This is a genomic window from Nocardia sp. NPDC058519 (assembly GCF_042719755.1).
In the GTDB taxonomy this organism is placed as follows: Bacteria; Actinomycetota; Actinomycetes; order Mycobacteriales; family Mycobacteriaceae; genus Nocardia.
Window position 1 is genome coordinate 46567 of record NZ_JBHXNK010000009.1, and the last position, 16278, is coordinate 62844.

Below are 16278 nucleotides of genomic sequence, written 5' to 3' on the forward strand. Positions count from 1 at the left end.
CTTACCCGTTCATCCCCCTACGCATATTTCCCGCAAACCCGCAGGTATCCGGCAAAGCGCCCGGATTCGCCGGGGCATGCGTCCTGTGTGGGGGGAATGACAAAAAAGACGCCCGCGGGCTCGAAAGCCTGCGGGCGCCTTGTTCGTTCAGCGATCAGCGCTGGGCGACAGCTGTCGGGGGGATCGGCGCGGGAAGCGCGGTTTCGCCCTCGAGGTACTTGTCGACGGCCGACGCGGCGGCGCGACCTTCGGCGATGGCCCAGACGATCAGGGACTGACCACGGCCCATATCGCCGGCGACGAAGACGCCGGGGATGTTGGTGGCCCAGCTCTTGTCGCGCTGGACATTGCCGCGACCGTCGTAGCCGACACCGAGATCGGTGAGCAGGCCCGGCTTCTGCGGACCGACGAAGCCCATGGCCAGCAGGACCAGATCGGCTTCGAGGGTGAAGTCGGTGCCCTCGACCTTCTCGAAGCGACCGTTGGCCATCTTGACCTCATGGGCGTCGAGGCCGGTGACCTTGCCGTCCTTGCCGACGAAACGCTCGGTGTTCACCGAGAACAGGCGTTCGCCGCCCTCTTCGTGTGCCGAGGCGACCCGGTACATGAGCGGGTAGGTCGGCCACGGGGTCGAGCCCGCGCGCTCCTCGGGAGGACGCGGCATGATCTCGAACTGGTGCACCGACTCGGCGCCGTGGCGGTGCGAGGTGCCGAGGCAGTCGGCGCCGGTGTCGCCACCGCCGATGATGATGACCTTCTTGCCCTTGGCGTGGATCGGGGGCAGGCCGTCGGCGTCGGCGATGTCGTCACCGAGCTGCACCCGGTTGGACAGCGGCAGGAACTCCATCGCCTGGTGGATGCCGTCGAGCTCGCGCCCGGGGATCGGCAGGTCGCGGGCGATGGTGGCGCCACCGGCAAGCACGATCGCGTCGAAACGCTCACGCAGCTGCTCGGCGGTGATGTCGACACCGACATTGACGCCCGCCTTGAAGATGGTGCCTTCGGCTTCCATCTGGGCCAGACGACGGTCGATGACCGACTTCTCCATCTTGAATTCCGGGATGCCGTAGCGCATCAGGCCGCCGATGCGGTCGTCACGCTCGAACACGGTCACGGTGTGACCGGCGCGAGTGAGCTGCTGGGCGGCGGCGAGACCGGCCGGCCCCGAGCCGACGACGGCGATCTTCTTGCCGGTCAGGCGAGTGGGGTACACCGGGGTGACCCAGCCCTCGTCGAAGGCGTTCTCGATGAGCTCGACCTCGACCTGCTTGATCGTGACCGGCTCCTGGTTGATGCCGAGCACGCAGGACGCCTCACACGGAGCCGGGCACAGGCGGCCGGTGAACTCCGGGAAGTTGTTGGTGGCGTGCAGGCGGTCGATGCCTTCGCGCCAGGCACCCTTGTAGACCAGGTCGTTCCATTCGGGAATCAGGTTCCCGAGCGGACAGCCGTTGTGGCAGAAGGGGATACCGCAGTCCATGCAGCGGCTGGCCTGGGTCTTCAAGGTGTCCTGGGAGAACTTCTTCTCCTCGTAGACCTCTTTCCAGTCGAGCAGACGCAGCTCGACCGGACGACGGGCCGGGGTTTCCCTCGAGGTGTGCTTCAAAAATCCCTGTGGGTCAGCCACGTGCCGCCCCCGAAGAATCACTGTGCGGTGTCGACATCTTCTTTAGAACTCCTTGACTAACCACGAGCCGCCTCCATGATCGCGGTATCGACATCCTTGCCGGCCTTCTCGGCCTCGGAGATCGCGAGTAGAACCTTCTTGTATTCGCGGGGCATGACCTTCACGAAGTGGTTCACCTGCTGGGACCAGTCGCTCAGGATGCGTTCGGCCACAGCCGAACCCGTTTCGTCACGGTGGATGGCGATGATGTCGCGCAGCCAGGTGAAGTCGTCACCGGCGAGCTGCTCGATCGCGTCGACCTGATCCGGGCTGACCCGCCCGGCGAGCGTGCCCTCCGGGTCGTAGATGTAGGCGACGCCACCCGACATTCCGGCACCGAGGTTGCGCCCGGTGTTGCCGAGAATGACCACGCGGCCACCGGTCATGTACTCGAGCGCGTGGTCGCCCACACCCTCGACGACCGCGGTGGCACCGGAGTTACGCACCGCGAAGCGTTCGCCCGCGACACCGTTGATCAGGATGCGACCGCTGGTGGCGCCGAACATGATCACGTTGCCCGCGATGATGTTGTCCTCGGCGACAAAGGTTTCCGGTGCGTCGGCCGACGGGCGGACCACGATGTGGCCACCCGACAGACCCTTGCCGACGTAGTCGTTGGCGTCACCGAGGACCCGCAGCGTGATGCCCGCCGGGACGAACGCGCCGAAGCTGTTGCCCGCCGAACCGGTGAAGGTGATGTCGATGGTGTCGTCGGGCAGGCCCGCGCCACCGTAGAGCTTGGTCACCTCGTGGCCGAGCATGGTGCCGACCGTGCGGTTCACGTTGGTGATCTTGGTTTCGATCTTGACCGCCTGGCCACGCTCGAGCGCGGGGGCGCTCTGCGCGATCAGCTCGTTGTCGAGCGCCTTGTCCAGACCGTGGTCCTGGGTGGTGGTGCACCGGGTGTTCTGGTTCATGAACGCCGTCTCCGGCATGTCCAGAATCGGCGACAGGTCCAGCTTGGCGGCCTTGTAGTGCTGCTTGGCCTTGGCGGTGTCGAGCAGGTCGACCCGGCCGACGGCCTCGTCGAGAGTGCGGAAGCCCAGCTCGGCGAGCAGCTCACGCACTTCCTCGGCGATGAACATCATGAAGTTCTCGACGAATTCCGGCTTACCGGCGAAGCGCTCGCGCAGCACCGGGTTCTGGGTGGCGATGCCGACCGGACAGGTGTCGAGGTGACACACGCGCATCATGATGCAACCCGAGACCACCAGGGGCGCGGTCGCGAAACCGAACTCCTCGGCGCCGAGCAGGGCGGCGATCATCACGTCGCGGCCGGTCTTCATCTGACCGTCGACCTGGACGACGATGCGGTCACGCAGGCCGTTGAGCAGCAGGGTCTGCTGGGTCTCGGCCAGGCCGAGCTCCCAGGGTCCACCGGCGTGCTTGAGCGAGGTCAGCGGCGAAGCACCGGTGCCGCCGTCGTGGCCCGAGATGAGCACAACGTCGGCGTGTGCCTTGGACACACCGGTGGCGACGGTGCCGACGCCCGGCTCCGCGACAAGTTTCACGTGAATCCGAGCCTGCGGGTTCGCGTTCTTCAGATCGTGGATCAGCTGGGCCAGATCCTCGATCGAGTAGATGTCGTGGTGCGGCGGCGGGGAGATCAGGCCGACGCCCGGCGTGGAGTGCCGCACCTCGGCGACCCACGGGTACACCTTGTGCGCGGGCAGCTGGCCGCCCTCGCCCGGCTTGGCACCCTGGGCCATCTTGATCTGGATGTCGGTGGCGTTGGTCAGGTAGTGCGCGGTGACGCCGAAGCGACCCGAGGCGACCTGCTTGATCGCCGAACGACGCCAGTCGCCGTTCTCCTCGACCTCGAAGCGAGCGGGGCTCTCGCCGCCCTCACCGGAGTTCGAGCGGGCGCCGATCCGGTTCATCGCGATCGCGAGGGTCTCGTGCGCCTCGGCGGAGATGGAGCCGTAGCTCATCGCACCGGTCGAGAAACGCTTCACGATCTCGCTCGCGGACTCGACCTCGTCGATGGAGATCGAGGCGCGCTGGTTCGACTTGAACTTGAACAGGCCACGCAGCGCCGCCAAACGCTCGGACTGATCGTCGACCAGCTTGGTGTACTCCTTGAAGATCGAGTACTGACCGGTGCGGGTCGCGTGCTGGAGCTTGAACACCGTGTCCGGGTTGAACAGGTGGTACTCGCCCTCACGACGCCACTGGTACTCGCCACCGACCTCGAGCTCGCGGTGCGCGCGCTCGTTGCGGTTCTCCAGGAACGCGACGCGGTGGCGGATGGCCACCTCTTCGGCGATCTCGTCGAGACCGATGCCGCCAAGCGGGGAGCGCAGACCGGTGAAGTACTCGTCGACCAGGTCCTGCGCCAGGCCGATGACCTGGTACAGCTGGGCGCCGTTGTAGGAGGCGAGAGTGGAGATGCCCATCTTCGACATCACCTTGAGCACGCCGTTGCTACCCGCGGTGCAGTAGTTCGCGACAGCCTTGCGGAAGTCGGCGGCCAGATCGCCGGTGCTGCCCGGGATCTGCAGCGAACCGCGCTCGAGCATGTCCTCGATGGTCTCGAAGGCCATGTACGGGTTGATCGCGGCGGCGCCGAAACCGATCAGCAGGGCCATGTGGTGCACCTCGCGGGCGTCACCGGCCTCCACGACCAGGCCGACCATGGTGCGGGTGCGCTCACGGATGAGGTGGTGGTGCACCGACGAGGTGAGCAGCAGCGACGGGATCGGCGCGAGCTTCTCGTTCGACTCACGGTCGGACAGCACGATGGTGCGCGCGCCGCCGTCGATGGCGGCCGAGACCTGGGTGTTGATGGCCGTCAGGGCCTTGCGCAGACCCTCGCCGCCTTCGGCGACCGGGTACAGACCGCGCACGACCACCGAGCGCAGGCCCGGCTGGCTGCCGTCGTCGTTGATGTGGACGAGCTTGGCCAGCTCGTCGTTGTCCAGAATCGGCTGTTCGAGCGCGATCATCCGACAGGAGTCAGGGCCGGGGTGCAGCAGATCGGCCTCGGGGCCGAGGTTGCGCTTGAGGCTGGTGACGACCTTCTCGCGGATGGCGTCGAGCGGCGGGTTGGTGACCTGCGCGAACAGCTGCGAGAAGTAGTCGAACAGCAGACGCGACCGGTTCGACAGCACCGCGATCGGCGTATCGGTACCCATCGAGCCCAGTGCCTCGCCGCCGGTCTTGGCCATCGGCGTGATCAGCAGGTTCAGGTCCTCGGTGGTGTAGCCGAAGATCTGCTGACGGATCAGCACGCGGTCGTGCGACATGTGCACGTGCGGGCGGTCGGGCAGGTCGGCGAGGCGGCTGACGCCTTCGTCGAGCCACTGCTGGTACGGCTGCGCCGAGGCCAGTTCCGACTTGACCTCTTCGTCGGTGACGATGCGGCCCTTTTCGGTGTCGACCAGGAACATCTTGCCCGGCTGCAGGCGGATCTTCTGGACCACGGTGGCCGGATCGATGTCGAGCACGCCGACCTCGGAGGCCAGCACGACCAGACCGTCTTCGGTGACCCAGATACGACCCGGGCGCAGACCGTTGCGGTCGAGCACGGCACCGATCTTGGTGCCGTCGGAGAAGCACACCGCCGCCGGGCCGTCCCACGGCTCCATCAGCATCGAGTGGTACTCGTAGAACGCGCGCCGCTCGGGATCCATGTTTTCGTTGCGTTCCCACGCCTCGGGAATCATCATCATGATGGCGTGGTGCAGTTCGCGACCGCCCAGGTGCAGCAGTTCGAGCACCTCGTCGAAACGCGCGGTGTCGGAGGCGCCGGGGGTGCAGACGGGGAAGATCTTCTGCAGACGGTCCTTGCCCGCTTCGTCCTTGCCGAACACGTCGCTGCGCAGCAGCGCCTCACGGGCGCGCATCCAGTTCTCGTTACCGGTGACGGTGTTGATCTCACCGTTGTGGGCGACCCGGCGGAACGGGTGCGCCAGCGGCCACGAGGGGAAGGTGTTGGTGGAGAAGCGCGAGTGCACGATGCCGATGGCCGACTCGACGCGCTCGTCCTGCAGGTCCAGGTAGAACGCACGCAGCTGGGGCGTGGTGAACATGCCCTTGTAGATGAAGGTCTGGCCGGACAGGCTCGGGAAGTACACCGATTCCTTGCCGACGGTGCCCTCACCGGGGCCTGCCTGGCCGAGCTCGTGCTCGATCCGCTTGCGGATCACGTAGGCGCGACGCTCCAGGTCCATGCCCGAGAGCTGCTCGGCGGAGTTCTTCGGCGAGCCGATGAAGATCTGCCGGAAGGTCGGCATGGCGTCACGGGCCAGCGCGCCGAGCGAGGACTCGTCGATCGGCACCTCGCGCCAGCCGAGCACGGCCAGGCCCTCTTCGGTGACGATCTTCTCGACGCCGTAGGCGGCACGCGCGGCTTCGCGGCGGGCCTGCGGCAGGAAGGCGATACCGGAGGCGTAGGAGCCTTCCGGCGGCAACTCGAAGGGGGCTGCACTTTCGGCGATGATCGCGCGGAAGAACTTGTCCGGGAGCTGGATCAGGACGCCCGCGCCGTCGCCGGAGTTCGGCTCGGCACCCGCAGCACCGCGGTGCTCCAGGTTCAGGAGGGCCGTGATGGCCTTGTCGACGATGTCTCGACTGCGTCGTCCGTGCATGTCGGCGACGAACGCGACGCCGCAGGCGTCGTGTTCGAATGCCGGATCGTAGAGCCCGGTGGCTCCGGGTGACCTGTGGCCAGGAAGTTGCGTCATGCCTCTGCCTTCAAGAAAGTCGGCTGTCGATGTCGGCCACCCAGCAAGCTGAGCGTGGGCCCTTCGTCGTTTCGCCTCCGTCAAGACTGCGTCCGTACGATCCGAAACCAGCGACGGTGGTGGTTTGCGGCGTTGACGTAGTTGGGGTGCTCAGAGATAACGGGATGCTTACTTGTCCCTTACCTCTGCGCGGGGTTTCACCCGCTACTCTTGGCCCGGTTTCACCGGACCTCGAACAGGTGGTTGTGCCGAACCGGTTGCGTTCGGCGTAAGAGCAAACGATAAGTCAGACCGCAGACCCAACCAACTAAGGTTGTGCTAAGTAACCCGTCTAGCTGGGGTTTGTAACGGCTGCTTGCATCGTCGCGCGCGTCGTCCAGTGTAAAGCAGTCCGGGGACCGGATCGATCCCGGACAACCCACGCCTACCTGCGTCAACACCGTCGACGAGCAGACTCGGATCAGCCATCGGCCAGGGGCCGAAAGCTGAACTCACCTGCACCGCAGCAGATTTCCCTGCTGATGACCTGGTCAAACCTCCCACCTCCGCTAACCGGGGGTGGGGACTGTGAGATATTCCCGACACGGGCCCCCACGAGCACGCCAGTCAGCCGACCGTACGGTCTGTATTGCCATATGTGCGCCACAGCACATCGCTGGCTAACTTCTGGCAGTGTCGTTCGACACAAATCGGGCGCGGGCGACGGTACGGCCCGGCTCGCCGCGTACGACACGCCGAGGTCGGCCCGGAAATATCTCGGCCAGCGCGATGGGCGGACCCGTTCGACTGTGAGGCTGACCACAAGCAGCGCCTCGCCACTCGGTGTGTCGGTGTCCGGCCTGTCACGCTGACACAACGAATCCATGCCAGTTTCGCCATGCCGAGTGGAGCGCACGACCCGGGGAGAACTCATGACCGGCTTACTCACCTGGCTCGGCGGAGGCCTTGCCTCGCCCCGGCGCCGGGACTCCGAAACGGGCACCGACCTGGCTTTCAGCCATGAACAGGGCCGTTATCTCGTCACCGGTGCCGCGGTGTCGCTGTTCGCGGTGGTCGCCGGTCTCGTCGCGTTGTCCGCACTGCTCGCCGCCGACGTCGGCGTTGTCGGCGCGGTGCTGTGCGCGCTCGTCATCACCCTCGCGGCCGGGGCGCTCGGCCGGGCGCTGGCCACCACTCGTCCCGGTGCCGACGATGATCGGTTCGGCGTCGCGGCCCGGATCGGGGTCGGGGTGCTGGCGGGGGTGTTCGTCGCCGAACTCGCCGCCACGTTCCTGCTCGGCGGGACCATCGACCAGGAACTGGATGTGCGCGCCCAGGCCGGCGCCGAGAACGCGCCCGCCGTGGTCGCCGCCCGCACGTCCTTCGACCTGGCAGGCGCCGACCGTGGTGCGCTCGACCTGAGCATCGCCAAGGCGCAGGGCGATATCGACCGCGCGCTGGTGATCGCCCGGTGCGAGTACAACCCCACCCCCGAATGCCCGCGGACCAGGATCACCGGGGTACCGGGTCGCGGTCCGGAAACCCAGACCGCCAACGACATGCTCGACGACGCCCGCAAACAGCTCGCCACCGCCCAGGGTCGCATCGAAGGCCTCGACCAGCGGGTTCGTACCGAGTCCGCCACGCTCGCCGCCGCCAGGACCAGTGCGATCGCCGAGGGTGACCGTGGTCTGGGCGCCCGCTGGCTGGCCATGAACAGCTATACCGCCTCGCACGCGGGCGGCGCTGCGCTGCGTCTGCTCATTCTGCTCGCCGGGATCGTCGTGGCCCTGCTGCCGCTGCTGTTGCGCTGGTGGCGCGGGGAAACCTCGCTGGACCGCCGGGTCGACGCCGCGGAGGTGGCCGATCGGGCCCAGCGCGAAGCCGACGCCGCCATCGCGGTGAAACGCGCCGAGGTGCGCACCGAGACGGCCGCGTTGCGCGCCGAACACGAGCTCACCGCCGCGCAACTGGCCATCGAAGCCGATACCGTGATCGATCGAGAACGTCAGCGCACCAGGATCATCGCCGCGATCGGCGGTTTCGAGCTCGGGTTCACCGAGCCGCATCGAAAGGACGACTCCGTGTCTCTGGAGCCGAACGTGACATCGCAGCTGCCCGCCGGTTATGTCCAGCACGCGCTGCCCGCCGGTACCGCCGGGGCGCTCGTCCCCGCGCACCAGGTGCCCACGCAGCAGCCGCCCGCGCAGGCACCGACCAGCGGTGGCGGACTGGAACTGCCGATCATCGGGACGGTGCCGTTCACCGACACCGCCGCCCGCTGGATCCGGCCGCTGGTACCGGCGTTCGTCGCCAATGTCTTCGACTCGGCCACCCACCCGATGCGTACCGCGCGACAGGCGTTCGAAGAGGTCGAAGAGGTGACGTTCACCCTGCGACGCACGCGCAAGGTCACCGTCGACACGCAGGATTCCGCGGCGCAGCAGCAGCAGGTTCCCGCCGGATATCAGCTCGCCGGCCAGCCCGCGCAGGGATTCCTGCCGCCCGGCGCCTACCCGCAACAGCCGTACCAGCAGCAGCCCTACCAGCAGCAGCCCTACCAGCCCTACGCCCAGCAGATCGCCTCGAACGTGGTCGACGCACCGTCGAGCCGCTTCCACCCGGACCCGCGCCAGTACCCGTCGGCACCGAGCTACACCGCGCTGCCCGCCGGACAGGGCAACGGCCTGCCCGAGGCGGACAGCCACGGCGAACTCCCCGGCGGCAACGCCAACGAACTCCCCGGCAACCGTCGCCAGCTGCCCCCCGCCCGCTGAGAACTCCCACCAGGGACGATCACCTCAACGTGCTCTTCGTTCGCAGCGCGCTGTACGCCGCGAACAATAGGACCGCGACGATGCCGAGCACCGTCAGGTGAATACCGCTGACGAACGCCTGATTCGCCGAGGACAGGAACTCCTGCGCCACCGCGGCGGGCAGCTCACCAGCCACCTCGACCGCGCCACTGAGCGAACCCGATGCCGCGGCCACCGCGTCATCTGGCAGCAGGGACAGGTCGAGGCCACGCCGGAAGATCGCCATCACGGTGCTCCCGAGCAGGGCGACGCCGAGCGCGAGACCCGTCTCGTAGGCGGTCTCCGAGATCGCCGCGGCCGCACCGGCACGTTCCTCCGGCGCCGATCCGACGACCAGGTCGGCGGCCACGGTCATGGCCACACCCGCGCCGAGGCCGATGCCGACGAAACCGAGCACGAATGCCTCGGCACCGGTCACCGCGTCGACCGCGAGAAAGGCCGCCGAGCCCATCGCCGTGATGATCAGCGCACCGGCCAGCACCACCGTCGCGCGCCAGCGCCGCACGAGCCAGGCCGCCGCCAGCGAGCCGAGCACGCTCGCCGCGAGTCCGGGCAGCATCAACAGACCCGCCTGCAAGGGCGTGCGCCCGAGAACCAGCTGTAGATACTGCGAGCCGAAGAACAGCACGCCTGCCAGTGCGAACACCGCGAGCAGATTGGTGAACACCGCGACCCGGAACCTGGGCAACTCGAACAGCCGCAGGTCGAGCATCGGATCCGTCAGGCGACGCTGCCTGCGCACGAACAACACGGCCGAGACCACACCGACCAGGCCGGCCAGCAGCGCGCCCACCGCCGGACCGTGCGCGGCGGTTTCCTTCACCGCGTAGACCACCGGAACCAGCGCCAGCATGGACAGCAGCGCGCTGAGCGCGTCGAACCGGCCGGGGTTCGGGTCACGTGATTCGGGGATGAGCAGCGGGGCCAGTGCCAGCAGCACCAGCATCACCGGCAGGTTCACCAGGAAAACCGAGCCCCACCAGAAGTGTTCGAGCAGCCAGCCGCCGACCAGCGGACCGGCCGCGGCGCCACCACCGGCCATCGCGCTCCACACACCGATCGCCACGGTGCGCTGACGCGCGTCCTGGAACATCGATCGGATCAGCCCCAGCGTGGCGGGCATCAGCGTGGCACCGGCCACGCCCTGCGAGACGCGTGCCGCGATCAGCATTTCCGGCGAAACCGCCCAGGCGGCCAGCGCCGAGGCGATGCCGAAACCGACGGCGCCGATGAGCAGCAGCCTGCGCCTGCCGATCCGGTCGCCGAGATTGCCCATCACCACCAGCAGGCCGGCGAGCACGAACGAGTACACGTCGATGATCCAGAGCAGCTGCGGGGTGCTCGGGGCGAGGTCGGCGCTGATCGCGGGCACGGCCAGGTCGAGCACGGTCGCGTCGACGGCGAGCAGCAGCAGGGCAAGGGCGAGTACGCCCAGGCCCGCCCACTCACGCGGGGTGGCGCGCGGCGGGCTGAGTGCGGTGGGGGTGTTCATCGGTCTCTCGACTTTCGGGTTTGGTAAACCGTCCAGCCGGTACAGTAACAGAGAAACCGTCCAGACGGTACAGTGATTGCCGTGAGCCCCGGCACCCGCGATCGCATCCTCGACGCCCTGGAAACCCTGCTGCTCGAACGCGGCGCGGCCCAGATGACCCTCGACAACGTCGCCGCGGCGGCGGGCGTGTCCAAAGGCGGGCTGCTCTATCACTTCAAGAGCAAGGACGCCCTGCTCGTCGGGCTGGTTCACCGGCTGGGCGAGCGCGTGCGCACCCAGCTCGACGAAGCAAGGGCGAGCGGGACTTCGATCGCCGAGTGGTACCTGCAGACGCCCGACCCCACCGTGCCCGACGACGTCGTCGAGCTGGCCCTCTACCGCTCGCTACTGGCGACCATGCGCACCATCGACGCCTCGGCGAGCAGCGAACCCGACGAGGTGCAGCGCGCACTGGGCGCGGCGATGGCGGCCTGGTCGGACGACCTCGAGACGGAGGTACACGATCCCGTCCGCGCCGACACGATCCGCCTGGTCGGCGACGGGGTCTACCTGCGCGCCCTGCTCGGCCTGCCGCCGATCGAACCCGCGCGCTACCGCGCGGTCGTCGACCGGCTGCTGGAACACTGACGCCACATTTCAGTGGACGAGTGCACCGCCGAGCCATCGACGACACCCACCTGCTCGCCGGTCCGCGACGCTCGCCCGCGACACATTGAGTGGACGTTTGTACACCGAACATGCTGTGGACAACACCACGGCCCGCCGGCCGGTGCAGCGTCACAAAAACGGCTGCGACCAGTTGGTATAGCAACCTGACTCACAACGTGACCTGAGCGACTCTGTGGCCGATTCGGCTCTATCGGTTTACAGTTCGGATGTGATCAACCGCGAGGGACCTGCGGGCGCGGCAAGATCAGCGCCGTGGGGCTCACCGCTGCTCGGGCCGGTCGACGAGAAATCGACGATCCGCCGCGTTCGGGTGCAGTTGCTGCTCACCATTCCGCTGCTCATCGCGAACCTGATCGGCATCACGATGGTGGTGGTGCTGGCCGGCTTCGTCCTGCCGGGACCGACCGTGTTCACCCGCGAATTGCTGCTGGTCAACAGCGTATTCACGCCACTGTGCGCCGCACTCGCGCTGGCGGGCGGCGGCGTGTGGGGCACGGTGGCGGGCCTGCGGTCCATGGGCTGGGCCACCGACCCCGAGCACGTGCCGAACCCGGCTGAACAGCGGGTCACCGTGTCGGCGCCACGCTGGATGGTGCTGCAGCAGGCCGTGCTGTGGACGTTGACGTTGACCGTGCTCACCATCGTCTACGGCGTGCTCGAGCCCGCGCTGATCCCCAAGGTCATCCTCGCCATCGGCGCCGCGGCGATCGTCGTGTGCGCCAACAGCTATCTGATCATCGAATTCGCGCTGCGCCCGGTGACCGCGCGCGTGCTGGCCGCCGACCCGCAACGCCGCCGCGGCATCGGGGTGTTCGGCCGGACGATGCTGTCGTGGCTGGTCGGCGTCGGGGTGCCGGTGGCACTGACCATGACGGTCGCGATCTGGGCGCTGGCCGACCCCGCGGTGAGCAAGGCCAGACTCGCGGTGTGCGTGCTCAGCCTCGGCGGCTCCGCGCTGGTGTTCGGGTTGATCCTGATGGCCCAGGTCGTCGCCGCGACGGTGGCCCCGATCAAGGGTGTCCGCCAAGCACTGCGCCGCGTCGAGAACGGTGACCTCGACGCCGAGATCACCCTCTACGACGGCACCGAGCTGGGCGAACTGCAAAGCGGTTTCAACCGGATGGTGCACGGGCTGCGCGAGCGGGCGATGATCGAGGACCTGTTCGGCAAGCACGTCGGCCACGATGTCGCGATGGCGGCGATCGCCTCCCAGCCGGTGCTCGGCGGGACCGAAACCGAGGCCGCTGCCCTGTTCATCGACATCATCGGCTCGACCACGATGGCGGCCACCCTGCCCGCGCCCGAGATCGTCGGCATCCTCAACCGGTTCTTCGACATCGTCGTCGACGAGGTGGAGCGCCACGGTGGGCTGCTCAACAAGTTCGAGGGCGACGCGGCGCTGGCCGTGTTCGGCACCCCGGCTCCCCTCGACGACCTGGCGGGTTCGGCGCTGTCGTGCGGCCGGGCGATCCAGCGTCGACTGCGCGATGCCTCCGATCTCGACGCGGGTATCGGTGTGGCGGCGGGGCGAGTGGTCGCGGGCAATGTGGGCACGCACAATCGGTACGAATTCACGGTGATCGGCGATGCGGTGAACGAGGCCGCCCGGCTGTGTGAGCTGTCCAAGCAGCACGAGGAACGTTTGCTCACCTCGGCGACGACGGTTGCCGCGGCTGCCGACTCCGAATCCGCGCACTGGATTCTGGGCGAGAAGGTCACGCTGCGTGGGCGTTTGCAGCCGACGCATGTGGCGCTGCCGAGGCTGTCCGAGCCGGCTGACGAAGGTGCGTCAGCTGGGCGCGGGTCCGCCGAGATTCGGTAGGGACGCGTCAGGCTTACCAGGTCCGGGGTGGTTTACCTTGCTGCTCAGGTAAAACCGGGCCCGGGGCGGTGTGCCTTGCTGTGTTTGTTGGAGCGCTGACGCGCTCGAGTCGGGGCCCTTCGGGCCCCCGATCTTCCCTCCCTGCGGGTACTCCTTCGTCGCACCCTCCGGTCAGTCCAGATCGGGGCGGGCCCCTCCGGGTAGAGACATACCGGGCGGGGCGGGCGGGATTGACTAGACTCGGCCCGTGCGTCCCGCCGTCGAAACGGTTGGCGCCGTCGGGGCGGGAGTCGATCCGGCGCCGGTGCCTGCGCCGGTGCCGCCGATGCCGCCTACGGTGCCGATCCGCCCCTTGCGTTTCCGCGAATTGCTCGATGAGCCGTTCGCCCTGATCCAGGCCCATCTCCGGGCCTTCGCGGTGCTCGGCGGCAGTGCGCTGGTGCTCGCGGTGCTCGTCGTACTCGGGCTCACCGGGCTGGTTTCCCACCTCACCGACGGCTCCGACGCGGGCACGGCGTGGGCGGCGATCCTGGCGACCGCGGCAGCGGTGTGGCTGGTGCGCCTGGTCCTGCGCGGTGCGACCGTCGCCATCGCGCTCGCCGATTTCCACGGGGTGCGGTACGGCGTGCTCGACGGATTGCGGGCCGCGGCCCGGCGCGCGATGCCGCTGGTGCTGGCACAGATCATGTTCACGCTCACCGGCATCGGGGTGCTGCTGCTGGGCAGCGTTCTGGTGATCACCTATCCGCTCGCGCTGATCTGGCTCTCGCATGTGCGGTCGCGCCGGTTCGTCGCCGAACCTGTGATCTTCGCCGAACACGCGGGTTTCGGTGTGGGCGTTGCCCGTTCGAAGGAACTCATGCACGGTGCCGTCTGGTCGACCGGGGGTCTGTGGCTCACCCAGCGGTGTATCTTCGCCGTACTCGCGGTGCCCGCGTTCGGTATTCCGTTCTTCCTTTCCGACTTCTCCGGCACCCACCGCTGGGCCGTCATCACACTGCTCGTCGGCGGATTTCTGCTGGTGGTGACGGTGAGCGAGATCGTCGAGGCGACCAGCCGCGTGCTCTGCTACATCAGCAGGCGATGCGTCCGGGAAGGTATGGACATTCGAATCCCCGGTGATCGCCGGTGACCGACTCCCCCGATGGCGTCCCACCCCGGCCTCGCCTCGGTGCCGCCGCCGAGCACCGCGCCGCCGCCGAGAACGCCGCCGGCCGGCGCGATTACGACCGCGCGCTGCGCGAACGCTTCCGCGCCGTCCTGCGCGGACTCGAACAGGACGGCAGCTTGCCGGTGCGCCGCTCGCGCACGGCGCAGGAGACCGCCGACGACGCGACCACCGCACTCCCGCTGGAGCAATCCACCGAATTGCATCCGGCGGCACGGAGTTTCGACGAAGTCGTCTACGGCGGACGCGCGGCCACCGAGGACGAGTACCGCCGCCTCGAATACGCCGACCGGTACTCCCAATCAGCACCGCCGCCCGTACCCGACCCGCTCGAGATCGAGGTCGTCGAACGCGAACCCAAGCAGCGCAGGAAACTTCCGCCGCTGCCCGGGATCTTGCGCAGCCCCCGCTTCTGGGCGACGCTCGCCGCCTGCCTCGCCATCGCGCTGCTGCTCTACGCCACCATGCAGTCCTGCGGCGCCCCCGATGCGCCCGATACCCCCGACCTACCCGACCCGCCGGATCCACCCGACCGCCCGCGCGACGACAGCGACCTCGATTTCGGCAGCGGCAAGGACTCGATCTTCACCCGCCTACCCGGCTGGCTGGCGTTCGGCGGCCTGCAATTCCTGCTCGCCTTCGCCGCGCTGATCTGGTGGCGCGCGCGCAGGCGTGGCGCACTGGTCGGCGAGCCGCGCCCGGTCGAGGTCGCCGCGAACGAGCTGCTCGCGGGGCAGGCGGGGCTGTACCGCCGCTCCGGCGACGTGGCACACGTGGCGCACATCTTGCGCGCCGCGACGCTGCGCCGGATCAAGCCGCGGCTGGGCGGCGAGCTCACCAACGATCAACTCGTCGACGCCGTGTCGAGCCGCCTCGGCGTCCCCGCGCAGCAGATCGGCACGGTCCTGTTCGGTGACGTGCCGGACGAGACAACCCTCAATTACATTGCCGCACACCTCGAATGGATCGAGACGGAGCTCGGATGACAAATATCTCCAAGGACGCTGTTCTGCTCGAGACGCCGAGCGCACAGGAAGCCGCGGCCGCACTGGCCGCGCTGCGCACCGAGATCGGCAAGGCGGTGGTCGGCAACGACCAGGCCGTGCTGTATTTGGTGCTGGCACTGCTGTGCCGCGGCCACGTACTACTGGAAGGTGTTCCGGGCGTGGCGAAGACGCTGCTGGTGCGCGCGCTGGCCACCTCACTGGCACTCGAGCACGCGCGCGTGCAGTTCACTCCCGACCTGATGCCGGGCGATGTCACCGGATCCCAGATCTACGACCCGCATTCGGCCGAGTTCACCTTCCGCAAGGGCCCGGTCTTCACCAATCTGCTACTGGCCGACGAAATCAACCGCACCCCACCGAAAACCCAGTCCTCGCTGCTGGAATCGATGGAGGAGCGCCAGGTTTCGGTGGACGGTCAGCCGCGTCCGCTGCCCGATCCGTTCGTGGTGGTGGCCACCCAGAACCCGATCGAGCAGGAGGGCACCTATCCGCTGCCCGAGGCGCAGCTCGACCGGTTCCTGTTCAAGGTCGACATCCGGCTGCCCGAGCGCGACGACGAGTTCCGCATCCTGCAACGGCATGCGAGCGGCTTCGATCCGCGCGATCTCGGTGCCGCCGGACTGCGGCCGGTCGCCGGGCCCGAGCACATCGCGGCCGCGCGCGCCGCGGTGGGCGCGGTGGCGGTGAGCCCGGAGGTGCTGGCCTACATCGTCGATCTGTGCCGTGCCACCCGCTCCTCCCCCGCCGTCGCGCACGGCGCGTCCACCCGCGGTGCGACCGCGCTGCTGGCCGCCGCCCGCGCCTTCGCTTGGCTCAACGGCCGCACCTACGTGACGCCCGATGACGTGAAAACGGTGGCGATGGCGGTACTGCGGCATCGACTGCAGTTGCGTCCGGAGGCCGAGCTGGACGGGGTGAGCACCGAGGGTGTGCTCTCGTCGCTGCTGGTCTCGGTGCCGGTTCCGGTCTAGCGA

The 16278-nt window shown here is 68.2% G+C and carries 9 protein-coding genes; 6 read left to right on the forward strand and 3 right to left on the reverse strand.

Annotation, left to right across the window (positions count from 1 at the left end; translation table 11 throughout):
• Positions 1-154: 154 nt before the first annotated feature.
• Complete coding sequence (locus ACFWPK_RS12980) at positions 155-1627, reverse strand: glutamate synthase subunit beta (protein ID WP_378914995.1); 1473 nt, start codon at positions 1625-1627, stop codon at positions 155-157.
• A gap of 56 nt (positions 1628-1683) precedes the next feature.
• On the reverse strand, positions 1684-6351 hold the full coding sequence (gene gltB, locus ACFWPK_RS12985) for a glutamate synthase large subunit (protein WP_378914997.1): 4668 nt from the start codon (positions 6349-6351) through the stop codon (positions 1684-1686).
• 911 nt (positions 6352-7262) lie between these two features.
• On the opposite strand from gltB, the gene ACFWPK_RS12990 reads away from it, so the two are divergent.
• Positions 7263-9107, forward strand: coding sequence for a DUF4407 domain-containing protein (locus tag ACFWPK_RS12990; protein WP_378914999.1), 1845 nt, complete (start codon positions 7263-7265; stop codon positions 9105-9107).
• 19 nt (positions 9108-9126) lie between these two features.
• Here the strand turns inward: ACFWPK_RS12990 and ACFWPK_RS12995 are convergent, their stop codons facing one another.
• The gene (locus ACFWPK_RS12995; protein WP_378915001.1) at positions 9127-10638 is read right to left on the reverse strand and encodes an MFS transporter; all 1512 of its coding nucleotides are present in this window, start codon (positions 10636-10638) and stop codon (positions 9127-9129) included.
• Positions 10639-10719: 81 nt separating this feature from the next.
• On the opposite strand from ACFWPK_RS12995, the gene ACFWPK_RS13000 reads away from it, so the two are divergent.
• The 5 genes from ACFWPK_RS13000 to ACFWPK_RS13020 all read left to right on the forward strand — a co-directional run bounded on the left by ACFWPK_RS13000 (position 10720) and on the right by ACFWPK_RS13020 (position 16275).
• Positions 10720-11265 (forward strand): TetR/AcrR family transcriptional regulator, encoded by a 546-nt coding sequence (locus ACFWPK_RS13000; RefSeq protein WP_378915004.1) that lies wholly within the window; start codon positions 10720-10722, stop codon positions 11263-11265.
• Positions 11266-11515: 250 nt separating this feature from the next.
• Positions 11516-13129 (forward strand): adenylate/guanylate cyclase domain-containing protein, encoded by a 1614-nt coding sequence (locus ACFWPK_RS13005; RefSeq protein WP_378915006.1) that lies wholly within the window; start codon positions 11516-11518, stop codon positions 13127-13129.
• Positions 13130-13376: 247 nt separating this feature from the next.
• Positions 13377-14261, forward strand: a complete 885-nt coding sequence (locus tag ACFWPK_RS13010; RefSeq protein WP_378915008.1) for a hypothetical protein — start codon at positions 13377-13379, stop codon at positions 14259-14261.
• Entirely contained in the window at positions 14258-15283 is a 1026-nt protein-coding gene (locus ACFWPK_RS13015; protein ID WP_378915010.1) for a DUF4129 domain-containing protein, read from the forward strand. Before ACFWPK_RS13010 ends, ACFWPK_RS13015 begins: the two co-directional genes overlap by 4 nt.
• A complete protein-coding gene (locus ACFWPK_RS13020) occupies positions 15280-16275 on the forward strand; it encodes an AAA family ATPase (RefSeq protein ID WP_378915012.1) in 996 nt (331 codons plus the stop codon). Before ACFWPK_RS13015 ends, ACFWPK_RS13020 begins: the two co-directional genes overlap by 4 nt.
• Positions 16276-16278: the final 3 nt, after the last annotated feature.